General features: G+C 66.1%; 16 protein-coding genes and 1 riboswitch. Of the genes, 7 read left to right on the top strand and 9 right to left on the bottom strand.

Translation table 11 applies throughout. The features are described 5' to 3' along the window. Window positions 1–6: 6 nt before the first annotated feature. Both H7A86_RS16415 and H7A86_RS16410 read right to left on the bottom strand, forming a co-directional pair. Window positions 7–663 carry a protein-L-isoaspartate O-methyltransferase family protein gene (locus tag H7A86_RS16415; RefSeq protein ID WP_104648815.1) on the bottom strand — a complete coding sequence of 219 codons (657 nt, stop codon included), beginning with the start codon at window positions 661–663 and terminating at the stop codon, window positions 7–9. A 128-nt stretch (window positions 664–791) separates the two neighbouring features. After that, complete coding sequence (locus tag H7A86_RS16410; protein WP_104584022.1) at window positions 792–1,445, bottom strand: TetR/AcrR family transcriptional regulator; 654 nt, start codon at window positions 1,443–1,445, stop codon at window positions 792–794. A gap of 267 nt (window positions 1,446–1,712) precedes the next feature. On the opposite strand from H7A86_RS16410, the gene H7A86_RS16405 reads away from it, so the two are divergent. Next, a complete protein-coding gene (locus H7A86_RS16405) occupies window positions 1,713–4,724 on the top strand; it encodes a ligand-binding sensor domain-containing diguanylate cyclase (protein ID WP_164740173.1) in 3,012 nt (1,003 codons plus the stop codon). 36 nt (window positions 4,725–4,760) lie between these two features. Here H7A86_RS16405 and H7A86_RS16400 read toward each other — a convergent pair whose 3' ends face one another. Beyond that, the gene (locus H7A86_RS16400; RefSeq protein WP_119130982.1) at window positions 4,761–5,645 is read right to left on the bottom strand and encodes a LysR family transcriptional regulator; all 885 of its coding nucleotides are present in this window, start codon (window positions 5,643–5,645) and stop codon (window positions 4,761–4,763) included. Window positions 5,646–5,765: 120 nt separating this feature from the next. On the opposite strand from H7A86_RS16400, the gene leuC reads away from it, so the two are divergent. From leuC to leuB, 3 genes are all read left to right on the top strand, one after another. Continuing rightward, the gene (leuC, locus tag H7A86_RS16395; RefSeq protein WP_115677369.1) at window positions 5,766–7,205 is read left to right on the top strand and encodes a 3-isopropylmalate dehydratase large subunit; all 1,440 of its coding nucleotides are present in this window, start codon (window positions 5,766–5,768) and stop codon (window positions 7,203–7,205) included. Window positions 7,206–7,276: 71 nt separating this feature from the next. Beyond that, a complete protein-coding gene (gene leuD, locus H7A86_RS16390) occupies window positions 7,277–7,924 on the top strand; it encodes a 3-isopropylmalate dehydratase small subunit (protein WP_104584025.1) in 648 nt (215 codons plus the stop codon). 75 nt (window positions 7,925–7,999) lie between these two features. Then, window positions 8,000–9,073, top strand: coding sequence for a 3-isopropylmalate dehydrogenase (gene leuB / locus H7A86_RS16385; protein WP_119130983.1), 1,074 nt, complete (start codon window positions 8,000–8,002; stop codon window positions 9,071–9,073). 1,108 nt (window positions 9,074–10,181) lie between these two features. Here the strand turns inward: leuB and H7A86_RS16380 are convergent. The 5 genes from H7A86_RS16380 to ilvC all read right to left on the bottom strand — a co-directional run bounded on the left by H7A86_RS16380 (window position 10,182) and on the right by ilvC (window position 15,941). Next, a complete protein-coding gene (locus tag H7A86_RS16380) occupies window positions 10,182–11,744 on the bottom strand; it encodes a 2-isopropylmalate synthase (protein WP_104584028.1) in 1,563 nt (520 codons plus the stop codon). Then, window positions 11,741–12,811, bottom strand: coding sequence for a threonine dehydratase (locus tag H7A86_RS16375; RefSeq protein ID WP_232099345.1), 1,071 nt, complete (start codon window positions 12,809–12,811; stop codon window positions 11,741–11,743). Before H7A86_RS16375 ends, H7A86_RS16380 begins: the two co-directional genes overlap by 4 nt. Before the next feature lie 123 nt (window positions 12,812–12,934). Further along, complete coding sequence (locus H7A86_RS16370; RefSeq protein ID WP_104584030.1) at window positions 12,935–13,192, bottom strand: ACT domain-containing protein; 258 nt, start codon at window positions 13,190–13,192, stop codon at window positions 12,935–12,937. After that, window positions 13,176–14,897 (bottom strand): acetolactate synthase 2 catalytic subunit, encoded by a 1,722-nt coding sequence (ilvG, locus tag H7A86_RS16365; protein ID WP_104584031.1) that lies wholly within the window; start codon window positions 14,895–14,897, stop codon window positions 13,176–13,178. Before ilvG ends, H7A86_RS16370 begins: the two co-directional genes overlap by 17 nt. Before the next feature lie 42 nt (window positions 14,898–14,939). Further along, window positions 14,940–15,941, bottom strand: a complete 1,002-nt coding sequence (ilvC, locus tag H7A86_RS16360; protein WP_024940100.1) for a ketol-acid reductoisomerase — start codon at window positions 15,939–15,941, stop codon at window positions 14,940–14,942. 644 nt (window positions 15,942–16,585) lie between these two features. Between ilvC and ggt the strand changes: the two genes are divergently transcribed. Together ggt and H7A86_RS16350 are read left to right on the top strand one after the other, a co-directional pair. After that, on the top strand, window positions 16,586–18,295 hold the full coding sequence (ggt, locus tag H7A86_RS16355; protein WP_119130984.1) for a gamma-glutamyltransferase: 1,710 nt from the start codon (window positions 16,586–16,588) through the stop codon (window positions 18,293–18,295). A gap of 80 nt (window positions 18,296–18,375) precedes the next feature. Next, a complete protein-coding gene (locus H7A86_RS16350; protein ID WP_180707924.1) occupies window positions 18,376–20,214 on the top strand; it encodes a methyl-accepting chemotaxis protein in 1,839 nt (612 codons plus the stop codon). Between the two features lie 9 nt (window positions 20,215–20,223). Here the strand turns inward: H7A86_RS16350 and H7A86_RS16345 are convergent, their stop codons facing one another. Next, window positions 20,224–22,164 (bottom strand): S9 family peptidase, encoded by a 1,941-nt coding sequence (locus H7A86_RS16345; protein WP_232099344.1) that lies wholly within the window; start codon window positions 22,162–22,164, stop codon window positions 20,224–20,226. 668 nt (window positions 22,165–22,832) lie between these two features. Then, a riboswitch (TPP riboswitch) is annotated at window positions 22,833–22,930 on the top strand. Between the two features lie 115 nt (window positions 22,931–23,045). Here H7A86_RS16345 and thiC point away from each other — a divergent pair. Next, the gene (thiC, locus tag H7A86_RS16340) at window positions 23,046–24,923 is read left to right on the top strand and encodes a phosphomethylpyrimidine synthase ThiC (RefSeq protein WP_119130985.1); all 1,878 of its coding nucleotides are present in this window, start codon (window positions 23,046–23,048) and stop codon (window positions 24,921–24,923) included. Window positions 24,924–25,029 lie beyond the last annotated feature (106 nt).

Raw genomic sequence — 25,029 nt, 5'->3', positions numbered from 1 at the left:
TCAGAATCAGAATTGGAATCGGGGCGTCGGTGCGGCGCCCTGGAGATAGGCGAGGTCGGTTTCGAACAACGATTCGATGCGCGGAGCGTTGACGTCGCCACGGACCAGGACCGCTTCCATCACCGGTTCGTGACCGCGGACCACGAACAGGCGCCCGTTCGGCCGCAGCCATTGCAGCCATTGCGTCGGCAGCGTATCGACCGCGCCGGTCACGCAGATGGCATCGAAGCGGCGCTCGCTCTGCCAGCCGAACACGTCGGCGGTTTCGATCCGCACGTTGCTGCCCAGGCCGCTGCTGTCCAGATTGGCGCGGGCAGCGGCGGCCAGGGCCGGATCGATCTCCAGGCTCAGCACTTCGCGGGCCAGCGCGGCCAGGCAGGCGGTGGAAAACCCACTGCCGGTGCCGATTTCCAGCACGTCTTCGCCCGGCTGCAGGTCCAGTGCCTGCAACATGCGGCCTTCCACCACCGGCTTCATCATCTTGTGGCCGGCCGACAGCGGAATTTCCACATCGACATAGGCCAGGGTCTTGTAGGCCTCGGGCACGAAGGCCTCGCGCGGCAGGCGCGCCAGCACGTCGAGCACACGCAGGTCCAGCACGTCCCACGGCCGGATCTGCTGTTCGACCATCTTTTCGCGGGCCTGGGAGAAATCGATCGTCATGGTGCGGTTATCCAACGCGGTGGGGCAGGCATTTTACCGGTGCACGGGGCAACTGGCGCATCTAGCATCGCTGCGCGCCGGCAAACGACGCAGTGCCGGAAGTCATCGCCACCAAAGGCCGGGGGCGGTCAGCGCGGCGCATACGCCCTCAAGAAGAAATCAACGCTGGCCTGCAAGTGCTCGTCCACCTGCGCGCGGGTGGGCTGGCCGTGCAGGCCGCACATCATCAGCGCATACAGCTCGCCCTTGAGCAGGCAGAAGAACTGGGACGCGGCGCGTGCCACATCGTCGATCTTCAGCTGCCCATCGGCCACGCGTGCGGATAGGAAATCGGCCAGCGCCCGTTGGGTTCGCTTGGGGCCGGCATCCCAGAACATCTCGCGCACATGCACGTCGCCGGTACCGGGCGCCATCATCATGCGGTGGGTGGCAATGGCCGACTCGGTGCTGACCATGGCGAAGAAGGCATCGGCGATTTCGATCAGCTGATCGCGCAGCGCGCCCTCGGGGGCGTGGTCGAACAGGTCGTCCGGCATCATGTGCTGGCATTGCGCACGGATCGCCTCGGAAAACAGGCTCTCCTTGTCGCCAAAATGGCTATAGACGGTGAGCTTGGACACGCCCGCCTGGGCGGCGATGCCATCCATGCTGACCCCGGCATACCCCTGCTCCATGAACATGGTGCGGGCAGCGCCAAGAATGGCGGCGCGTTTCCCAAGATCCTTGGGCCGTCCGGGGCCGTTGCTCCTGGCCTTGGACTTGAGGGGGGGCGAGCTGGACATGCTGCCAATACTAGACCATCGGGTTCTATATTTATACTCGCCGCCGGTGGAATGCAGGCGAGCGCTCAGGAATGGCCGCGCCCAGGCGTTAGCTGCGCACCAGCTTGGTTATGGCCGGTAATTGTTTCGGCTGAATGCCTCCCGGTGTCATTGTGCATCCCATCGGTGTGGGGAATCCACCTAGCGCGTTGAAAAACCCCCGGTGATAGATTGGCTAACGGTCTGTCGGCGCACGTCGGCAGCCCCTTTGGCCAGCACAACGAGGGGATGGGGAGCGTGGACAGGGTCGGGGCGCATGCGCAGACGGGCTGCGTCCGCAGCACATGCGTGCGGCGGACCGGGCTGCTGTGGCGATGGGCATTGCTGGCCTGCGTGCTGTTCGGCGTCTGGCCGGCCGGCGCCCAGCCGCCGACCCATACCGCGTACCACACCGTCACGCGCTGGAGCATGGACGACGGCCTGCCGCACAATCTGGTGCATGCGGTGGCACAGGGCGCCGATGGCCTGATCTGGCTGGGCACCTGGGAAGGTGTGGCGCGCTTCAATGGCCGTGACTTCACCGTGTATGACCGTCAGAACACACCGGGCGTCGAGCTGGGGGGCGTGTTCGTGGTGACACGCGACAGCGCCGGCGGGATGTTGTTCGGCACCGCCTTCGATGGGGTCTACCACTACCAGGATGGCCATTGGCAGCAGCTGGGCGATGCTTCGGCGCGGCACCTGGCAGTCAGTGCACTGCTGCGCTGCGCCGATGGCGCATTGTGGGTGGGCACGCCGCAGACGCTGTACCGCATCGAGCCGGACGGGCGGGTGGTGGACGTCGGGCGCCAGGCCGGCCTGCCGCGCGCGCGCATCACCGCGCTGGCGGCCGATGCCGATGGCGATTTATGGGTGGGCACCGAAGTCGGGCTCTATCGTCTGCCCCGCGATGGCATTGTGGCCGAGGCCTGGGGCAAGGCACATGGCATGCGCGCCGCACCGGTGCGACGGCTGGCCAGCGATCGTCAGGGCGGCCTGCTGGTCGCTGGCGACGACGGCGTGTGGTGGTGGAGCCGCGGTGGCGGACTGCAGCGTTTCCGGCAAGGCCAGCGGGTGGATGCATTGCTGCTGGATCGGCGCGGACATCTGTGGATGAGCCTGCCGTCGGGCACGCTGGTGGTGCATGGCGGCGCGGGTACGCCGGATGAACAGATCGCCATTTCGGGCGTCGCCAGCCCGGCGTTGCTGGAAGACGCCGAGGGCCTGATCTGGGTCGGCAGCACGCACGGCCTGTTCCGCATTGCCGAAGGCGCCGCGCATGGCGTCACCCACGAAGACGGCCTGGCCTCGGACTACGTGCGCACGGTGCTGCAGACCGGCAACGGCACCGTGTGGGTGGGCAGCGCGGTGGGCCTGGACCGCTGGCACAACGACCGGATCAGCCGCGTGTCGGTGGTGCCGAACGAGGGCGGCCGCGTGCTGGAGCAATCGGTGCTGGCCCTGGCCGATGCCGGCGATGGCGGCGTCTGGGCCGGCACGTACAGCCAGGGTGTGGTGCGCCTGGATGCGCAAGGGCGCGTGCTGGCACGCATTGGTGCGGCCGACGGCCTGCCGTCGCTGTCGGTACGCGCGGTGTTGCCCGATGGCCAGACGCTGTGGATCGGCACCACCGCCGGGCTGGTGCGCTGGCGCGATGGCAAGGCACGCCGCTTCACCGCCGCCGACGGCGTACCCGATGGCTCGGTGCAGGTGCTGTATCGCGATACGCAGGGCAATGTGTGGATCGGCACCGATCGTGGCATGACTGCGCTGTCGGCAAATGGCAGTACACGCGCATGGCTGGGCGAGCAGGATTTCCCCGGGCAGAACGCGTTCGACTTCCTGCGCGATACCAATGGCGACCTGTGGATCGCCAGCGATCGCGGCCTGCTGCGCCTGAGTGGAGAGACCTTCCGCGTCTACGACCACCGGGTCGGGCTGCCGCGCGACAAGGTGTTCCGGGTGATCGACGACGGCCGGGGTTATTTCTGGTTGTCGAGCAACCACGGTGTGTTCCGCATCGCGCGCAGCGACTTCGACCAGCTCGATGCCGGCACGCGCGAGCAGTTGAGTGTGGAGGTGGTGGATCGCAGCGACGGCATGCCCGGCAATCAGGGCAATGGCAGCAGCGCGCCGGCCGGCTGGATGACCCAGTCCGGGCAGTTGCTGTTTCCTACCGCTGCGGGCCTGGGCGTGATCGATCCGGCGCGCGTGGGCACCCTGCAAGGCCATCGCGTGCCGATCGTGTTCGAGCGGCTGCTGGTCGACGGCACGGTGCAGCCGCTCAATGGCTTGCATCGCTTCGGCGCGGAGACCCGGCGCATCGCCATTGTCTATGCAGGGCTGAATTATCGTGGCCCGGACAAGGTGCGCTACCGCTACCGGCTGGAAGGCTTCGACCCGGACTGGGTGGACGCCGACAGCGCCAGCGAAGCGGTCTACACCAATCTGCCGCCGGGCCGTTTCCGTTTCCGCGTCCAGGCGATGTCGCTGCCGGTGGACTGGCGGCAGACCGCGCTGGTGGGCGAATCCAGCCTGGTGATCGCACTGGCGCCGCCGTGGTGGCGGCGTGGCGAAGTGATCGCCCTGGGCATCCTCGGGCTGGGCAGCCTGATCTACGGGCTCTATCTGTGGCGCACCGCCAGCTACCGCCGTCGTCAGCGCCAACTCAATACGGTGATCGACGCACGCACCCGTGAGTTGAGCGACAAGAACCTCGCGCTGCAGCAGGCCAGCCAGGAGCGCGAAGCCCTGATGCGCCAGCTCGAATACCGCGCCAGCCACGACGTGCTGACCGCCTTGCCGAATCGGCGCGAGGCCGAGCGCGTCCTGCAGCAATGGTTCGATGATGCGCGCGCCGGTGGCCCTTCATTGGCTTTGGTGCTGATGGATATCGACCATTTCAAGCGCATCAACGACGAGTACGGCCATGAGGTCGGCGATGCGGTGCTGCGCGCGATCGGTGAAGCATTCAACGAGCAGGATCAGGCGCAGTGCTTCGCCGCGCGCCACGGTGGCGAAGAGTTTCTGCTCGCGGCAGTGGGGGTGGACGTTGCACAGGCACGCGCGCTGTTCGAGCGCATGCGCCAGCGGCTGGCGGCGATCGGCATCGAGACGCAGGGCACGACGGTGCGCTGCACCGCCAGCATGGGCATGGCGATGAGCGATGAAGCACCGAGCCGCCGCGAACTGCTGGCACTGGCAGACCGCCGCCTGTACCAGGCCAAGCGGCTGGGGCGCGACCGCTTGGTGGATCAGTAAGCCTGTCGCGTTGCCAGGGGCATGGCGCTGCCGCGCTTACTCCTGCAACTGGTCCGCCTGCGCGTTCAACAAGGCGACAAACGCCTGCGCGGCGCGCGACAAGGTGCGCCCGCCATGGGTCACGCAGCCCAGCTCGCGCGACAGCGTCACATCGGCCAGCGGCAGCGCCACGATCTGGTGATCGATCATGCGTTCCGGCAATACGCTCCACGCAAGGCCGACCGACACCAGCATCTTGATCGTCTCCAGATAGTTGGTGGTCATGCGCAGGCTCGGCACCAGCCCATGCCCGGCGAACAGACCGGCGACGATGCGATGGGTGAACGTGCCCGGATCCGGCAGCACCGCCGGATGCGCCACCACATCCTCCAGCGACACCGCGCGCAATGCGGCAAGCGGGTGATCGGGCGCCACCACGAACTGCAGGCGGTCATGCCAGATCGGTTGCGCGCGCAGCGGCGCACTCGTGTCCGGTGCCAGCGTGGTGACCGCCAGCTCCACCTCGCCGCGCAGCACCGCGGCATAGGCCAGCTCCGAATCCAGGAACTGGATGTCCAGCGCTGCGTGAGGATGCTCCGCGGCGAAACGGCGCAGCAGGGCGGGCAGGCGATGCAGGCCGACATGATGGCTGGTGGCCAGGCTCAGCCGCCCGCCGACCGCCGCGCCAAGATGCTCCAGCACGCGGCGGGTGTCCTGCAGCTCGGCCAGGATGCGTTGCGCGCGCGGCAGCAAGGCCTGGCCGGCCTCGGTCAGCACCACCTGGCGGCCCAGGCGGTCGAACAATCGCGCCGACAACTGCCCTTCCAGCAAGGCGATGCGTTTGCTCACCGCCGGCTGGGTAAGGTGCAGGGCCTCGCCGGCGGCCGAAAAGCTGCCGCTTTCGGCAATCGCCACGAAGGCGCTGAGGCTTGCCAGGTCCATTGCCATTCCCAAATTTCATTTGTTGAATAAACAATATGAATTTGCGTTATCCAAGGCAAGCTCCTAGCATCGAACGCAGCCAGGTGGGCACTCCCACCATCCGCCAACCGGATCGCCGCAATGACTGCCAAGACGCTGTACGACAAGCTGTGGGACCTGCACGAGGTCACGCGCCGCGACGATGGTTCGTCGCTGATCTACATCGATCGCCACATCCTGCATGAAGTGACCTCGCCGCAGGCGTTCGAAGGCCTGCGCCTGGCCGGGCGCAAGCCGTGGCGCATCGATGCCAACATCGCCACGCCCGATCACAACGTGCCGACCACGCGGGCCGAGCGCCAGGGCGGGCTGGAGTCGATCTCCGATGAAGTCTCGCGCCTGCAGGTGCAGACGCTGGACGAGAACTGCGACGATTTCGGCATCCTCGAGTTCAAGATGAACGATGCGCGCCAGGGCATCGTGCATGTGGTCGGCCCCGAGCAGGGCGCCACCCTGCCTGGCATGACCGTGGTCTGCGGCGATTCGCACACCTCCACGCATGGCGCGTTCGGCGCGCTGGCGCACGGCATCGGCACTTCCGAGGTCGAGCATGTGCTGGCCACGCAATGCCTGATCGCCAAGAAGATGAAGAACATGCAGGTGCGGGTGGAGGGCACGCTGCCGTTCGGGGTGACTGCCAAGGACATCGTGCTGGCGGTGATCGGCAGGATCGGCACCGCCGGCGGCAATGGCCATGCGCTGGAATTTGCCGGCAGCGCGATCCGCGCCCTGTCGATGGAAGGGCGCATGACCATCTGCAACATGTCCATCGAAGCCGGTGCGCGCGTGGGCATGGTCGCGGTGGACGAAAAGACCATTGCCTACGTGCAGGGCCGCCCGTTCGCGCCAAGGGGCGCCGACTGGGAGGCGGCGGTCGCGCTGTGGCGCACGCTGGTCTCCGATGCCGACGCGCACTTCGACACGGTGGTGGAGCTGCGTGCCGAAGACATCAAGCCGCAGGTCAGCTGGGGCACCTCGCCGGAAATGGTGCTGGCGGTCGACCAGCAGGTGCCGGACCCGGCAACCGAACAGGATCCGACCCGGCGCGACTCGATCGAGCGCGCGCTGAAATACATGGGTTTGCGGGCAAACCAGCCGATCACCGAGATCCGCCTGGATCGCGTGTTCATCGGCTCGTGCACCAACTCGCGCATCGAGGATCTGCGCGCGGCCGCTGCGGTGGCCCGGGGGCGCAAGGTCGCTGCCACCATCAAGCAGGCGCTGGTGGTCCCGGGCTCGGGCCTGGTCAAGGCACAGGCCGAAGCCGAAGGCCTGGACAAGGTGTTCCTGGACGCCGGGTTCGAATGGCGCGAGCCGGGGTGCTCGATGTGCCTGGCCATGAACCCGGACAAGTTGGGCAGCGGCGAACATTGCGCCTCCACCTCCAACCGCAACTTCGAAGGCCGCCAGGGCGCCGGTGGCCGCACCCACCTGGTCAGCCCGGCCATGGCCGCAGCAGCGGCGGTCAGCGGGCATTTTGTTGATGTGCGTGCGTTGCAGGGAATCGAGAATCGGGAATAGAGAATCGCAACGTCCGTCCCGTCTCCGCTCTGCCAATTCCCCATTCTCTACTCCCAATTCCCGGCCTTTCAATGACCCCTTTCACCCAACACACCGGACTGGTGGCGCCGCTGGATCGCGCCAATGTCGATACCGACCAGATCATTCCCAAGCAATTCCTCAAGTCGATCAAGCGCACCGGCTTCGGGCCGAACCTGTTCGACGAATGGCGCTACCTGGACGTCGGCGAGCCTGGCCGCGACAACAGCCAGCGCCCGCTCAACCCGGAGTTCGTACTCAATTTCCCGCGCTACCAGGGCGCCAGCGTCCTGCTGGCACGCGAGAACTTCGGCTGCGGTTCCTCGCGCGAACACGCGCCGTGGGCGCTGGACGAATACGGCTTCCGCGCGGTGATCGCGCCCAGCTTTGCCGACATCTTCTTCAACAACAGTTTCAAGAACGGCCTGCTGCCGATCGTGCTGGCCGAAGCAGAAGTGGACGCCCTGTTCGCGCAATGCCTGGCCACCGAGGGCTACCGACTCACCGTGGATCTGGCTGCACAGCGCGTGCGCCGCCCCGATGGCGTGGAATACGGCTTCGAGATCGATGCGTTCCGCAAGCACTGCCTGCTCAACGGGCTGGACGACATCGGTCTGACCCTGCAGGACGCCGATGCGATCGGCCGCTTCGAGCAAGGGCATCGCGCGCGTCAACCGTGGCTGTTCGGCGCGCTGCAGTAATTCCGCCGGCACGTACCAACGACCCGGTTGCGTCAGTACGTGCTGCGCTGTGTTGATTTCACTGACGAGGATTGCATGAGCAAGCAGATTCTGATTCTCCCCGGCGATGGCATTGGCCCGGAGATCATGGCCGAAGCGGTCAAGGTGCTGACGCGCATCGATGCGCAGCATGGGCTGGGTGTCAGCCTGGTATATGACGAACTGGGCGGTGCGGCCTACGACAAGTACGGCAGCCCGCTGGGCGACGAAACGCTGGAGCGCGCACGCGCCGCCGACGCGGTGCTGCTGGGTGCGGTGGGTGGCCCGCAATGGGACACCATCGATCCATCGCTGCGCCCGGAGCGCGGCCTGCTCAAGATCCGCTCGCAGCTCGGGTTGTTCGCCAACCTGCGTCCGGCGCTGCTGTATCCGCAGCTGGCCGATGCCTCCACGCTCAAGCCTGAGGTAGTGTCGGGGCTGGATCTGTTGATCCTGCGCGAGCTCACCGGCGGCATCTATTTCGGTCAGCCGCGTGGCACGCGCACGCTGGAAAATGGCGAGCGTCAGGCCTACGACACGCTGCCCTACAGCGAAAGCGAGATCCGCCGCATCGCCAAGGCCGGCTTCGAGATGGCACGCCTGCGCGGCAAGAAGCTGTGCTCGGTCGACAAGGCCAACGTCCTGGCATCGAGCCAGCTGTGGCGCGCGGTCGTCGAAGAGGTGGCCAAGGACTATCCGGACATTGCGCTGTCGCACATGTACGTGGACAACGCGGCGATGCAGTTGGTGCGTGCGCCCAAGCAGTTCGATGTGATCGTGACCGACAACATGTTCGGCGACATCCTGTCCGACCAGGCGTCGATGCTCACCGGCTCGATCGGCATGCTGCCTTCGGCCTCGCTGGATGCCAACAACAAGGGCATGTACGAGCCATGTCATGGCTCCGCGCCGGACATCGCAGGAAAGGGGATTGCCAATCCGTTGGCCACCATCCTGTCGGTGGCAATGATGTTGCGCTACACCTTCGCGCAATCGGCTGCAGCGGACACCATCGAGCAGGCTGTCGGCAAGGTGCTCGACCAGGGCCTGCGCACCGCCGACATCTGGTCGGAAGGCACGACCAAGGTCGGCACCGTGGCAATGGGCGATGCAGTGGTGGCCGCGCTGTAACAGCGCCCGCATTCCTGAAGTGTTGTGGTGCGCAGGAGTGGCCGGCATGCGGGTGTTGGTCGGTAGCGCGATGCCGCATCCCTGTCCTCAGCTGGCGACAGCAACTGGTGGTGCTTGCGCGCGTGCTGGCGTGGGACCTTGAGCGGCATGGACGCCGCGCCAGCGCCTACATGGACGTACTTGCGGCGTGTCCCACGCCGGCACGCGTGCAAGCGCCCGCAGCAAACCGGAGCATTCGCATGGAACGCCAGATGTCGTACACAAGGCCGGTCGGTGTGCGGAGTTGGTCGGCGGCGCGGCGCCGCATCCGGTGTCGGGACACGCCGTGAATCCGTCCCTGGAGGCTCGGTGGCGGCATCCATGCCGCCACACGGTCCCGCCCCCGGACGCGACACCACGCTCCCAATATTGCCGCCTCTGATCGGCAAGCAATGCTTTTAAGTTCGCGTGGAACGCCAGATGTCGTGCGCAAGATTGATCGGTAAGCGGAGCTGGTCGGCAGCGCGGTGCCGCATCCGGTGTCGGGACACGCCGTGAATCCGTCCCTGGAGGCTCGGTGGCGGCATCCATGCCGCCACACGGTCCCGCCCCCGGACGCAACACCACGCTCCCAATATTGCCGCCGCTGATCGGCAAGCAATGCTTCAAGCACGTGTTGATGCCTGTGGACTTCGTGGCCGATGTAATCGGCACGCCATCTATCTGCTCTCATGGCGCCAGGATGGATGCTCCAAAGGATCTCCAGCCCAGTCCGAAGGAACTCCAGCCCAGCATGCCCTCTGCATTTCATTCCGGAACCGATAGCAACCGGTGGTGCTTGCGCGGGTGCCGGTGTGGGACCTTGAGCGGCATGGATGCCGCGCCAGAGCCTACATGGACGTACTTGCGGCGTGTCCCACACCGGTACACGTGCAAGCGCCCGCAGCAGACCGAAGCATTCGCACAAAACCGGCAGATCTCGTGTGCGAGGTTGTTCTGTGTCGGTACGAGTGCACGCGCCCGCAGCAGCCCGACGCACTTGCAAGAAAGTTGGAACACCAAACACCAAAACGGCCAGCAGATCACACTGCCGGCCGTCAGGTTTGCATCGTCCAGCGAATGAGCGGTGTTACGCCACCGCAGCCGTCTTGCCGGCAACCACGCCGCGCTCGCGCTGACGCAACAGGCGGTTGGCCACATCCAGCCAGGCCAGTGCGCTGGCTTCGATGATGTCCTTGCTGGTGCCGGTGCCTTCGTATTCCACGCCGTCGTGGCGCACGCTCAGGCTGGCTTCGCCACGTGCGTCCGCGCCGATGCCCACGCTGTGCACCTGGTAGCTGTCCAGCTCCAGCTTCACACCGGTGGCCGAGGCCAACGCGCCGAATAGCGCGTCCACCGGACCATTGCCCTGCGCGGTTTCGGCCACGCGATTGCCTTCCGGATCGGACAATTCCACCAGCGCATTGGCACGGCTGCCGACATCGCTGATGGTCATCGACGCCAGGCGGTAGCCTTCCTGCACGGTGGCGTCCTGCATCAATGCCTGCAGGTCCGCGTCGGTGACCACGCGCTGCTTTTCGCACAATGCCTTGAACTGTTCGAAGACCAGTTTGACCTCTTCTTCCTCCAGCAGATATCCCAAGGCACGCAGGCGCTGCTCCACTGCCGCGCGGCCGCTGTGGCGGCCCAGCACCATCTGCGAGGACTCCCAGCCCACGTCTTCCGGACGCATGATTTCGTAGGTGCCGCGATGGCGCAGCATGCCGTGCTGGTGGATGCCCGACTCGTGCGCGAACGCATTGCCGCCCACCACCGCCTTGTTGCGCTGCACCGGCATGCCGACCAGGCGCTGCAGCAACTGCGAGGTGGATACGATGCGTGGGGTATTGATGTCGGTATCGATGTTGTAGAACGCACCGCGCACCTTCAGTGCCATGGTGATTTCTTCCAGCGCACAATTGCCGGCGCGCTCGCCGATGCCGTTGATGGTGCATTCGACCTGGCGTGCACCGCCTTCGATCGCCGCCAGCGAATTGGCCACCGCCAGGCCCAGATCGTTGTGGCAGTGCGCACTGAAGATGACGCTGTCGGCACCTTCCACGCTGGCGATCAGGCGCGAGAACATGCCGCGGATTTCTTCCGGCGTGGTGAAGCCCACCGTGTCCGGCAGATTGATCGTGGTGGCACCGGCGGCGATCGCCACGCGCGCGACCTCGGCCAGGAAATCCTCTTCGGTGCGGGTGGCGTCCTCGGCGGAGAACTCGACATCGTCGATATAGCCTCGCGCCAGCGTCACATGCCTGTGCACCGATTCCAGCACCTGCTCGCGACTCATGCGCAGCTTGTGCTCGCGATGCAGCGGGCTGGTGGACAGGAAGACATGCAGGCGCGGATTGGCAGCCGCTTCCAGTGCACGTGCGGAAGTTTCGATATCGGCCTGCAGGCAGCGCGACAGCACCGCCAGCGTGGGGCGACGCAACTCGCGGCCGATCATCGCCACCGCCTCGCGGTCGGAATGCGAACTGGCCGGGAAACCGGTTTCGATGATGTCCACGCCGAGCTCGTCCAGCGCGCGCGCCATCACCAGCTTTTGCTGGGGCGTCATGCTGCAACCGGGGGATTGCTCGCCGTCGCGCAGGGTGGTGTCGAAAATTCGGATACGCGGGGTCTGGTTGGATACGGTCGTGTTCACCAGGATGACTCCTCTACGGCGATGGCGGTGACAGGCGTTGAAGCGACTGCGGATGGGCGGGAAAGGACGGGTGTTTCGGGAAGTGACTTGGCGCTGCGTTCGTTGCGCAGCCGCTCGGTATTGCGACGACGCGGCTTGCGTGGCGGCCGCGGCCGCACCTCGGACAAGAGTGTGGCCAGAACAGTTGCGTCGATATTACCGCCAGAGACCACCGCGCACTTGCGTTTGCCTGAAACGCGACGACCGGCAGCCAGTGCCAGCGCGCCAGCGCCCTCGGCGATGACGTGTTCCTCCAGCGCCAGGCGCACCAGGGTCTCGCGCAATTCGGCCTCGCGCACGATCACCACATCGTCAAGCAGGCTCGAGCACAGGCGGCGGGTCAGAAAGCCGGGAATCTTGACCTTCACGCCATCGGCCAGCGTGGGGACCGGAGTGATTTCGCGGAAGTCGCCGCGCACGGCACGGGCCATCGAATCGACGCCCTCCACCTGCGCGCCGACGATGCGCACGCCTTGTGATTTGAGCGCCAGCGCCACCCCGGAGGCCAGCCCGCCGCCGCCAATCGGCACGATCACCACGTCAGGGGCATGCGCAGCCAGTTCGATGCCGACCGTGCCTTGCCCGGCGATCACGTCCGGGTCGTCGAAGGCGGACAGAAAGCGATAGCCGTTCTGCTCGGCCAGCTCACGCGCGAACGCAAACGCTTCGTCGTAGCTGTTGCCATGCTGGCGGACGGTGGCACCCCAGTGCGCGACGCCGGCGATCTTGGTCTGCGGCGCGCCGTAGGGCATCACCGTGATGGCCTGCACGCCCAACCGATATGCCGACCACGCCACACCCTGCGCATGGTTGCCGGCCGAGGCGCAGATCACCGGGCGCTCGTCGCCGCGTTCCAGGCCCGCCAGCAACGCGTTCAATGCGCCGCGCACCTTGTAGGAGCCGGTGCGCTGCAGGTTTTCCAGCTTCAACCACACACCGAAGCGCTCGGCGTAATGCAGCGGCGTGGGCGACAGGTACTTGCGCAGACGTGCCTGTGCGGCCAACACGTCGGCCACGCTGACGGCCACGTCGCCTACGTCTGGCTCCTGCGGGGAGGGGCGGCCGGAATCAGGCATTGCGGCACGCGCACGGCCGATCCGGAAGAAGATACCTCCGGATGGCGATTTGCTGGTCGCGCGAGGTCTGGGCGTTCATGCCGCAACCTCGACCGAGTCCAGCGCGGTGATCACCACCGACTCGCAGTCGTACACTTTTTCCAGCTGCAGGCGCAGCGTCTCCGGCGGGCGCGTGCTGTCCACGTCCAGTTGCAGATGCCAGCGGCCGGCATCGTCCGGTGCGCAGGCGCCCTGGATGGCGCAGGGGCGAAAGCCGCGTCGCTCGGTCATGCCGAGCACGCGCACCAGTGCGCCTTCGGCCGGCGTCAGCACCAGATCAAGCCGGTAACGCATGCGATGTCTCCTTGGCCGCGTGTGCGGGATTGCTGTCCAGCATGGTGCTGTTGGCGTTGTTGGGCGGCACCAGTGGCCACACGTTGGCGCGGGCGTCGATGGCCACGTGCAGCAGGCCGGGGCCGGGTTGTGCCAGCAGCTCGGCCAGCGCCGCGTCCACGTCGCCGCGCGCGATGATGCGCTTGGCGGGGATGCCGAAGACCTGCGCCAACGCCGCAAAATCCGGGTTGTCGGACAGGTCGATTTCGCTGTAACGCTCGGCAAAGAACAGTTCCTGCCACTGCCGCACCATCCCCAGCGAACTGTTGTCCAGCAGCACGATCTTCACCGGCAGCTTGCAGCGTGCAATCGTCACCAGCTCCTGCACGTTCATCATGAAGCTGCCGTCGCCGGACACCAGCACCACGGTGCGGTCGGGGCAGGCGAACTGCGCGCCCATCGCCGCCGGCAGGCCGAAGCCCATCGTGCCGAGCGCGCCGCTGGTGAGGTGGTTGCGCGGATCGTTGAAGCGGCAATGCTGGGCCACCCACATCTGATGCTGGCCCACGTCGCAGGCGATGATGGTGTCGGCCGGGGCCACTTCGCTCAGGCGCTTGAGCAACGCCGGCGCGTAGATATCGGTACCGGGCGCGTCGTAGCGCGCGCCGAATTTCTCGCGGTTGGCAAAGCAGCGCGTGCGCCACGCCTGGCAATTGCCGCGTGCCGCGCTCAGCGCTTTCAGGCTGGCCGCCACATCGCCGGGCACGGCGATGTCGGCCGTGCGCAGCTTGGAAATTTCATAGGCGTCGGCATCCAGGTGGATGACGCGTGCGAAGGGTGCGAATTCGCTCAGCTTGCCGGTGGCACGGTCGTCGAAGCGCGCGCCGACGACGACCAGCAGATCGCATTCCTGGATCGCCATGTTGGCCGCACGCGTGCCATGCATGCCCAGCATGCCCAGATAGTCCGGATGCGCATGCGGCAACGCGCCCAGGCCGCGCAAGGTCAGCGCGGTGGGGATGCCGGTGGCTTCGACAAAGCGCCGGAATGCCTCCACCGCACCGGCCAGCGCGATCCCGCCACCGCCGTACACCACCGGGCGTTCGGCACTGGCGATGGCCGCCAGCGCTTCGGCCAATTTCGCATCTTCCGGGGCCGGAGGCGGCAGCACTGCCGCCGGCACATGATCGGGCAGATGCGATGCATCGGCGATCTGCACGTCCTTGGGCAGGTCGATCAGCACCGGCCCGGGACGCCCCTCGCGCGCGATGCGGAACGCTTCGCGCACCATGCCCGGAAGATCCTCCACGCGCCGCACCAGGAAGCTGTGCTTGACGATCGGCATGGTCATGCCGAACACATCCAGTTCCTGGAACGCATCGGTGCCCAGCAGCGGCGTGGCGACCTGGCCGGTCAGGCACACCATCGGGACCGAATCGAGCATCGCATCGGCGATGCCGGTGACCAGATTGGACGCGCCCGGGCCGGAGGTGGCCACGCACACGCCAACCCGGCCGCTGGCACGGGCGTAGCCGTTGGCGGCCAGGGCGGCGCCCTGTTCGTGACGGACCAGGATGTGCTTGAGCCTGGAATCCACCAGGGCGTCGTAGAACGGCATGATGGTGCCGCCCGGATAACCGAACAGCGTTTCCACGCCTTCAGCTTCCAGGGCCTGCGTCAGCCAGCGCGCGCCGTTGCGGGGCGTGCTGTGTGCGGAGGTGTTCATGCGTTGCGGACCTTCGGTGTTAGCGGTGGGGGTGCGGCGGCATTACGCCGCTTGTTGATTCGCGGGTGCGGCGGCGGCTTGTTGCTGCCCGTTGAGCCACACCATCTTGGCGCGGAGCTTCTTGCCCACTTCCTCGATCGGGTGCTCCAGATCGGCCTGCTTGAACTTGGTGTAGTTCGGCAGGCCCGCTTCGTATTCGGCCACCCAGTTCTTGGTGAAGGTGCCGTTCTGGATGTCGGTCAGCACGTCCTTCATGCGCGCCTTGGTGCTGGCGTCGATCACGCGCGGGCCGCTGACATAGTCGCCGTATTGCGCGGTTTCGGACACGAATTCCAGCATGCGGGTGATGCCGCCTTCGTAAAACAGGTCCACGATCAACTTCAGTTCGTGCAGCACTTCGTAATACGCGATCTCCGGCTGGTAACCGGCTTCCACCAATACTTCGAAACCGGCCTGCACCAGCGAGGAGGCGCCGCCGCACAGCACCGCCTGCTCGCCGAACAGATCGGTCTCGGTCTCTTCCTTGAAGGTGGTCTTGATGATGTTGGCACGCGCCCCGCCTAGGCCGCCGGCATAGGTCAGCGCGAACTGCTCGGCCTTGCCGCTGGTGTCCTGGTAAACCGCGTAGATGCACGGCACGCCGCGACCGATTTCATACTCGCGACGTACCAGCGCGCCCGGGCCCTTCGGTGCGACCAGCACCACGTCCAGGTCGGCGCGCGGGGTGATCATGTCGAAGTGCACGTTCAGGCCATGCGCGAACAGCAGGCAGGCGCCCTGTTTCATGTTCGGGGCGATGACCTCTTCGTAGAGCTTCTTCTGCACCATGTCCGGGGTCAGGATCGCGACCAGGTCGGCACTCTTCACCGCCTCGGCCGGCGCCACCACGGTGAAGCCGTCGGCCTGGGCCTTGGATTCGGTCGGCCCACCGGCACGCAGGCCGACAGTGACGTCGAAGCCGGAATCGCGCAGGTTCAGCGCATGCGCGCGGCCCTGGCTGCCGTAGCCGATGATCGCGATTTTCGGTTGGGTGTCGTTGCTCATGGAGTAGTCCTTGCGGGGTTTGGCAGTGGGAAAGAAGTCAGCCGGCAGTGCAGACACTGGCCGGCCAGGCAAAGCGGGGATGGACGATGGCACTGCGCATGCACGCGCAATCACCAGCGCGCCGGTGGGCACGCGTGATGGGCATTGCGGCGATGTCAGTGATGTCGTTCATGTCATTCGAAACTTTTGGAGGTCCCTGAAACGCGAAACCCCGCGCCGTTGCCGGTGCGGGGTCTGATCGAAGCCTTGTGTGTCTGTTGCCTACACGAAGTCCCGTCCCGCACCGGTTGGCGAGGTAATAAGTACGAGCACGAGAAGCGACGCTGCCGACGCGCCGATGGGCGCGGACACTGGGGCGTTCGAGGTGGTGTGGCGGTGCGGCATGAGACCGAGATAACCATCGCTGCTGGTGGGGTGTCAACCCTTGCGCGTGAAACGGCCGCGTCAATGGGCGCTGTGTCGCGCAAAACCGCGTGGCAGCAGCATGGTTGCTGTTGAAACCGGATCGGTACGGGCCAGCGGCAGGCGCTACGCGTCACTAAATGCGCGGCATTTGTGCTGACAGGCAGTGCGTGCCGAACGATGTGGCCCGACCCGCTGGTATGGTTGACCACTCACATGTGGTGTTTCGGGGATCGTCTGTCATGCGTCGCGTACCTGTGTTGTTGGTGTCTGCCTTGGCGCTGCTTGCGCCACCTCTGAGTGCTGCCGACCGGATCACCGGGCAGCCGTTTGCCACCCGCTCGGAAGTCATCGCCCCACACGCAATGGCGGCGACCTCGCAGCCGTTGGCCACCCAGATCGCGCTGGATGTGATGAAGGGCGGCGGCTCGGCGGTGGATGCGGCGATCGCCGCCAATGCCGCGCTGGGGCTGATGGAGCCGACCGGCAACGGCGTGGGCGGGGATCTGTTCGCCATCGTCTGGGACCCCCGGACCAGCAAGCTCTACGGCTACAACGGCTCGGGCCGCTCGCCGAAGTCGCTGACCCTGGCCGAGTTCCAACGCCGTGGGTTGAAGGACATTCCGCCGACCGGCCCGTTGCCGGTGTCGGTGCCGGGCGCGGTGGATGGCTGGTTCGCGTTGCATGAGCGCTTCGGGCGCAAGCCGATCGCGCAGAACCTGGCCCCGGCCATCCGTTATGCCCGCGAAGGCCATCCGGTGGCCGAAACCATCGCCTATTACTGGGACCGCTCGGTGCCGCGCCTGTCGCAATACCCCGGCTTCAAGGAGCAGTTCACCATTGACGGCCATGCCCCGCGCAAGGGCGAGCTGTGGAAGAACCCCAACCTGGCCAACACCTTGCAGCAGATCGCCGACGGCGGCCGCGACGCGTTCTACAAAGGCGATATCGCCCGCACCATCGGCGCCTATTTCAAGGCCAATGGCGGCTACCTGAGCTACGAGGATCTGGCCAGCCACACCGGCGAGTGGGTGGAGCCGGTGTCCACCAACTACCGTGGCGTTGATGTCTGGGAGTTGCCGCCCAACAGCCAGGGCATTGCCGCGCTGCAGATGCTCAACATCCTGGAGGGCTACGACTTCTCCAAGATCCCGTACGGCTCGGCCGAGCACGTGCACCTGTTCACCGAAGCCAAGAAGCTGGCCTTCGCCGACCGCGCGCGTTTCTATGCCGACCCGGCGTTCCAGCCGGCACCGCTGGCCAGGCTGATTTCCAAGGACTACGCCGCGCAGCGTCGCGCGCTGATCTCCATGGACAAGGCGCTCAAGGAGGTGCAGCCGGGCACGCCCAAGCAGCTGGAAGAGGGCGACACGATCTACATGACCGTGGCCGATGCCGACGGCATGATGGTGTCGTTGATCCAGTCCAATTACCGCGGCATGGGCAGCGGCATGGCCCCGCCGGGGCTGGGCTTCATCCTGCAGGACCGTGGCGAGATGTTCGTGCTGAAGAAGGATCACCCCAACGGCTACGCGCCGGGCAAGCGGCCGTTCCAGACCATCATTCCCGCCTTCGTCACCAGGGACGGCAAGCCGTGGCTGAGCTTCGGGGTGATGGGCGGGGCGATGCAGCCGCAGGGCCACGTGCAGATCGTGATGAACCTGGTGGACTTCCACATGAATCTGCAGGAAGCCGGTGACGCGCCGCGCATCCAGCACGAAGGCTCCACCGAGCCGACCGGCCAGGCCACCGCGATGAGCGATGGCGGCGAGGTCAATCTGGAAACCGGCTTCTCCTACGACACCATTCGCGCGCTGATGCGCAAGGGCCACCGGGTGATCTTTGCCGATGGCCCGTATGGCGGATATCAGGCGATCGCGCGTGACCCGGCCAGCGGGGTGTATTACGGCGCCTCGGAAAGCCGCAAGGACGGGCAGGCCGCCGGTTACTGAGCAGGCGCCTGCGGATGCATGGCGCTGCTCAATTGCAGCTGCGACGCGCCGCTAATGATGGTGATGGATTAGGAACGCCCATGAGCTCGATGCACCAGCCCGGTCCGCCGTCGCAAACGCAGGCGGCGCTGCTCCCTGATGCACCGGTCGCGCTGCTGCGGCTATCGGCCGAGGCCTGCGTGGTGGCCTGCAACCGCGCAGGCCTGGACGTCCTGGGCAAGACCGCCAGCGAGCTGCAGGGCGCGCCGGTGTCGGTGGTGTGGGGATTGAGTGCAGCCGATCTGGCCGGCGAAGACGGCGTATGGGCCGCCCCCGGCGACGACCCGGCCCGGCGCGTGCGCTATGTGCGCGACCGCGAGCACGGTGGCTGGATGCTGTCGCTGCCGCATGTGGAAACCGCGATCCTGCTGCGCGAAGCCACCCGCCTGGCCGAAGACAGCCGGCCGGTGCCGATCTCGCCGCTGCTGCAGCCATTGGTGGCGCGCCTGCAGGCCGAGCATGAAGACCGCACCGTACTCGAACGCACCGCCCAGGCACTGGCCGGCTGCGAGCTGGAGCTGTTGTTGCCGCCCGGTCTGTCTGAGACCGACATGGGGCGCCGGCTGCAGGCCGGCTTCGGCAATCTGGCCGAAGCGATCCGCCAGGCAGTGGCGTTGTCGGTGCAGATCGCTGCCGAAGTGCCGCCGCTGGTGGCCGAAAACGACGAGATGGTGCGTCAGTCGCAGGCACAGACCGACGCGCTGGATGGCGCGCGCACCGCGGTGGAGCGCCTTGCTGCGAGCCTGCAGGACGTCAACGCCGATCTGGCGCAGGTGATTGCGCTGGCCGCCAGCGCCGACGAAAGCGCACGTCAGGGCGTCGCTGCCGCACATGCGCTGGGCCAGGCCATGCACGAGGTGGAACGTCGCGCGGCGCGTGCAGGCGAGGTCATCGAAGTCATCGACTCGGTGGCGTTCCAGACCAATATCCTGTCGATCAACGCCAGCATCGAAGCGGCGCATGCCGGCGATGCCGGGCGCGGCTTTGCGGTGGTCGCCACCGAGATCCGCCGCCTGGCCGAACGGGCCGCAGCGGCAGCGCGCGACGTGCGCGCGATCCTGGCCGAAACCAGCGCCGCGGTGGGCGAGGGCGCGGCCTCGGCGCGCGGCACCGAAGCGGTGCTCGATGGCATCACCCGCGTGCTCGGCCAGGCCAGCAGCGCGATGACCACGGTGGCCGGGCGGATCCAGGCGCAGGACGGCGAGATTCGCGGCATCGAACGTGCCGTCGATGGCGTGGTGGCGCTGGGGCGCAGCAACCTGCAGCATGCCGCGCATGTGGCCGAACGCAGCGAGGCGCTGGAGCGCGGTACCGAGACGCTGCGCGACTGCGTGGGCCTGTTCCGTCTGCCGGCCGATCCGCTGGCAGTTCCCCGCCACGCGCGCGTCAAGGAACTCGCCGTGGCCGCCGCCGCTCGCATCGGCACCGCCCTGGCGCAGGCCATCGCACGCGGCCAGATCGACGAAGCGGCGCTGTTCGCACGCACCTACACGCCGATTGCCGGCGTGGAGCCCGCCAAGTTCAGCACCGACTTCGATGCGCTTTGCGACGAGGTGTTACCCGCCTTGCAGGAGCCGCTGCTGGATACGCATCCCTGGATCGTGTTCGCGATCTGCGCCAATCCCGACGGCTATGTGCCCACGCACAACCTGCGCTTCACCCAGCCGCTGACCGGCGATCCCAAGCGCGATCTGGTCGGCAACCGCACCAAACGCAAGTTCACCGACCGTGTCGGCCGCAGCGTGGGCGCGCACACCGACCCGTACCGCCTGCAGGTCTACCGCCGCGACACCGGCCAGATCATGTTCGACCTGTCGGTGCCGATCTACGTCGGCCGCAGGCACTGGGGCGGTTTGCGGGTGGGCTATACGCTGGACTAGCGCGCCGCGTCATTGCGGCACGGCGGATACCGCACTGGACGTCGCCGTCGCAGTGTTGCCACCCAACTGCTCGGCAAGAAAACGTTCCAGGGTGCGATAGAACGTGATCTGGTTGGCCTCCTTGTAGAAACCGTGTCCCTCCTTGGGAACGGACATCCATTGCGGCGCGTTGCCGCTGCGCGTCAATGCCGCGCGCAGGCTCTTGGCCTGTGCGAAGGGAGCTCGCTCGTCCTCTTCGCCGTGCACGAGCAGCACCGGCACCTTGATGCGATCAGCCAGCATCACCGGGGAGTGCGCCGCCAGTTCGGCCGTATCACGGCCAATGGCGCGCTCCAGATAATTCAGCCCGTAGTCGCTGCGATTGATGTCGCCCTTGCTGTACATCATCTGCAGGTCGTAGATGCCGGCCACGCCCACCGCGCAGCGGAACAACTCCGGCGCCTTGACCTGCACCATCATGGCGGCATACGCGCCGAAGCTGGCGCCATAGCTGCAGATGCGCGTCTGATCCGCGAGTCCCTGGCCCACTGCCCAGCGAACGCCGTCGACCAGATCGTCCTGGATACGCTCGCCCCATTGGCGATACCCGGCGCGCTCGAACCGGTTGCCACGCCCCAGGCCGCCGCGGTAATTGACCTGCAGCACCAGATAGCCGCGGCTGGCCAGGAACTGGGCATCGGTATCGAAGGCCCAGCCATCGCCATCTGCATGCGGGCCACCGTGCGGCAGCAGGATCATCGGCAGCCGTTCACCGCGTGCGGCGGTGCCGGGGACGGTGAGCACGCCGTCCAGGATCAACCCGTCGCTGGCCTGAAACGTCACCATGCGCCGCTCGTTCATCTGCGCCGCCGGCAATGCACTGCGTGCCTTGATGACAAGTTTCAGCGTGTTGCTCGGCCGGTCGAAGATGTACCAGGCCCCTGCATCGCGGTCGCTATAGGCCCGTAGCAGCAGGCCGCTGCCGTCCTCGGTGAAATTGACGAAGTCCACGTACTGGCCGGCCAGGGTCTGGCTCAGGCTCCGGTGCAGTTGCGCTTCGGCAGTGTCCTGCTCGAAATAGCGCAGCGTCGGCCGCCCTGGTCCAAGTCGTGCAGCAAATGGCGTCTGCGGTGCCGGACCCCACTGCAGATCGTCCACGCTGTAGAACGGGTCCGACCCGAGCACGCTGCGCTGCTGGCCGTCGGGATCGCTGGCCACCAGGACTGTAGGGCCACCGGCCTCGTTATACCAGCCGTAGACGCGGCCCGGCTGTCGTGCAAATGCGATCGGTCGCCAGTTGGCCTGGACCTGGGACATCGGCGACCAGCCATTGCCCGATCGGCGGAACAGCAACGGGTTATCGTTGTCGTCGGTGCCGTACGCGTATTGCGCCACACCATCGTGGTCGAGCACGAAGCGCAGATCGGGGACGTCGACGTCTGCCATCAGGCGATGGGTAGTGGTGCTGGCGTCGACGTCATAGAGCATCGAGTGGCGCGAGTCCAGCGACAGGCGTCGCATGTAGAAGTGCCCGTTGCGGCGACTCGGCAGGCTCTCGATATAGCCGAATCCGCGCTCCAGCCCCGCGTTGCGGGTGCTTTGCAGGTAGCCGTACACATAGCGCTGATTGCTGCCATCCAGATCGGTGGCGATGATCTCGCCCATCGGCATGGGCTCTTCCAGCGAGCCGAGTTTGCGCCCCTTGCCGATCACCAGCCGGCGGTCGCTGACCCAGGCAATGCGCACCGGCAATTCATAGCGCGGCAGGCGCAGCATCGTGGTGGAATGCATGCCGGCAATGCGGTAGACCACCAGCGCGTAGTTGCCATCGCCCAGGTCCGCGCTGACCGCCAGATGCTTCCCATCGGGCGACATCGCCGGCGAGGAGATCGGGCCGGATTCGACGAAGGCCTCTACAGGCGGCGGGGACGCGGCCTGCGCAGTCCCTGAAAAAAACCCCATCAGCAGCATCGCTGCCCAGCCAAACCGGTGCATCCCTTGCATCTGCGTCATCCATTCCCCTGTTTCACAGAAAGATAACGAACCGGCGATAGCTGTGGCAAGTGGATCAAAAAAAGCCGCCGAAGATCGGCGGCAGGGAGAGAGAGCAGTTTCTTGTTGTGGTGACTGCAGGCTAGCGGTGTGATGTGCCGTGGAAATGTCCGTGCATGGCACCACCGCGCTGCTGCGTGCCAGGCGGCCGGTGACGTGGCAGTCCTGGCACGTGGACAACGACTTCCCCAAAGTGGTCGTTGTGACAACCGGCGTGTCCAGGCAGCGGACCGGCGGCTCATGGGTGCGATCAGAAGCGCTGGGCGTCTACGTGTGGCTGCAGCGTCCCGGGATGGCCCAGGCCCAATCGAACGCGTTGGCAGACGCGCTGTTCGCGAATGCGCGTCCTGTTGCAGTGCGAGGGCGCTCCTGTAGTGCCGCAGCGACGCTGCGCGTGTGCTGCCGACCTGCGCTGCCATACACGGACAACGGTCGCTGCCGAAGGTGACAACGCAGCGTTGGTCATCGCCAGGCGAGCGCGGCCGCTGCACGCAGCGGCATGCACCAAACGTGCATCTCATCGTCGAGCGCGGTGCCGACAGCTGGCGACATTTTTTAGCCGCGCAGGGTGCGATGTGGTTTAATCGCCGCCGAAGTGGGGGTACCGCAGTGCGCTGCGGTTGAGATAGTCCCTTCGAACCTGATCCGGCTGATACCGGCGTAGGGAAGCTTCGTTAGATGCGATGGTCCGTGCCGTGCACGGGCGCATCGCCATTGAGCGCCGCCGCTTCGTCCGCCTGCGACTCCTTCGCAGAGCCAGCGCCGTGGGTGCTGGTTTTCCAGCACACAGGACGAACGCCATGAATGCCGCGCCTACCGTTTTGCAGCAACAAGCCCAGTCGCTGTCCGAGGCTGTGACCCAGCCGATTCCAGGGTCCCGCAAGATCTTCGTGCAGGGCTCGCGCGCCGACCTGCAGGTGCCGATGCGCGAGATCGCATTGACCCGCACCCCCACCTTGTTCGGCGGTGAGGACAATGCACCGCTCAGTGTCTATGACACCTCCGGGCCATATACCGACCCGCGCGCGGCGATCGATCTTGCCGCCGGTCTGGCGCCGCTGCGCGCGCGCTGGATTGCCGAGCGCGACGACACCGTGGCGCTGGACGGCCTGAGTTCCAGCTTCGGCCGCGGCCGCGAGCACGATGCGCGCCTGGATGCCGTGCGTTTTCCTGCGCGGCGCCTGCCGCGCGTGGCACGCGACGGTGCCAATGTCACCCAGATGCATTACGCGCGGCGCGGCATCATCACCCCGGAAATGGAGTTCGTGGCGATCCGCGAAAACCAGCGCCTGGAGGCGGTGACCGACGCGATCCTGTGCAAGCAGCATCCGGGCGAGGCCTTCGGCGCTGCGATCCAGCACCGCATCACGCCGGAATTCGTCCGCGAGGAAATCGCCCGCGGCCGCGCGATCCTGCCCAATAACATCAATCACCCGGAAAGCGAGCCGATGATCATCGGTCGCAATTTCCTGACCAAGATCAACGCCAACATCGGCAACAGCGCGGTGTCGTCCGGTATTGCAGAAGAGGTCGAAAAGCTGGTGTGGTCGATCCGCTGGGGCGGCGACACGGTGATGGACCTGTCCACCGGCAAGCACATCCACGAGACCCGCGAATGGATCATCCGCAACTCGCCGGTGCCGATCGGCACGGTGCCGATCTATCAGGCGCTGGAAAAGGTCGACGGGCGCGCAGAAGAGCTGACCTGGGAGATCTTCCGCGACACCTTGATCGAGCAGGCCGAGCAGGGCGTGGACTACTTCACCATTCATGCCGGTGTGCTGCTGCGCTATGTGCCGCTGACTGCCAAACGGGTTACCGGCATCGTCTCGCGCGGCGGGTCGATCCTGGCCAAGTGGTGCCTGGCCCACCACAAGGAAAACTTTCTCTACACGCACTTCGAAGACATCTGCCAGATCATGAAGGCCTATGACGTGGCGTTTTCGCTGGGCGATGGCTTACGCCCGGGCTGCATTGCCGATGCCAACGACGCAGCGCAGTTCGGCGAGCTGGAAACGCTGGGCGAGCTGACCAGGATCGCCTGGAAGCACGATGTGCAGACCATGATCGAAGGCCCGGGGCATGTGCCGATGCAGTTGATCAAGGAAAACATGGACAAGCAGCTGCGCGAATGCGGCGAGGCGCCGTTCTACACGCTGGGGCCGCTGACCACCGATATCGCGCCCGGCTACGACCACATCACCAGCGCGATCGGCGCGGCGATGATCGGCTGGTTCGGCACCGCGATGCTTTGCTATGTCACGCCCAAGGAGCACCTGGGCCTGCCCAACCGGCAGGACGTACGCGACGGCATCATGGCCTACAAGATCGCCGCGCATGCCGCGGACCTGGCCAAGGGTCATCCCGGTGCGCAGGTGCGCGACAACGCCTTGAGCAAGGCGCGTTTCGAATTCCGTTGGGATGACCAGTTCCATCTCGGGCTGGATCCGGAAAAGGCCAAGGAGTTCCACGACGAAACCCTGCCCAAGGACGCGCACAAGCTGGCGCACTTCTGCTCGATGTGCGGGCCGCATTTCTGCTCGATGAAGATCACCCAGGACGTGCGCGATTACGCAGCCGAGCACGGTATGGGCGAAGCGCATGCCTTGTCGGCGGGAATGGAGGAAAAGTCGGCGCAGTTCCTGGCGCAGGGTGCGCAGGTGTATCGCGCCACCTGACACGTGCCGGCGATGTTGCGTTGCAGCGGGCCGATAGTTCGCTTAAGAAAAATTCAGCTTCGGCTTAGGCAGATCGCAGCGTGGTGCGCAAGTGCCGCGCTGCGAC

Origin of the sequence: Xanthomonas euroxanthea, from assembly GCF_903989455.1 — a bacterium.
GTDB lineage: Bacteria > Pseudomonadota > Gammaproteobacteria > Xanthomonadales > Xanthomonadaceae > Xanthomonas > Xanthomonas euroxanthea.
This window is presented reverse-complemented; position numbering and strand designations above follow the sequence as displayed.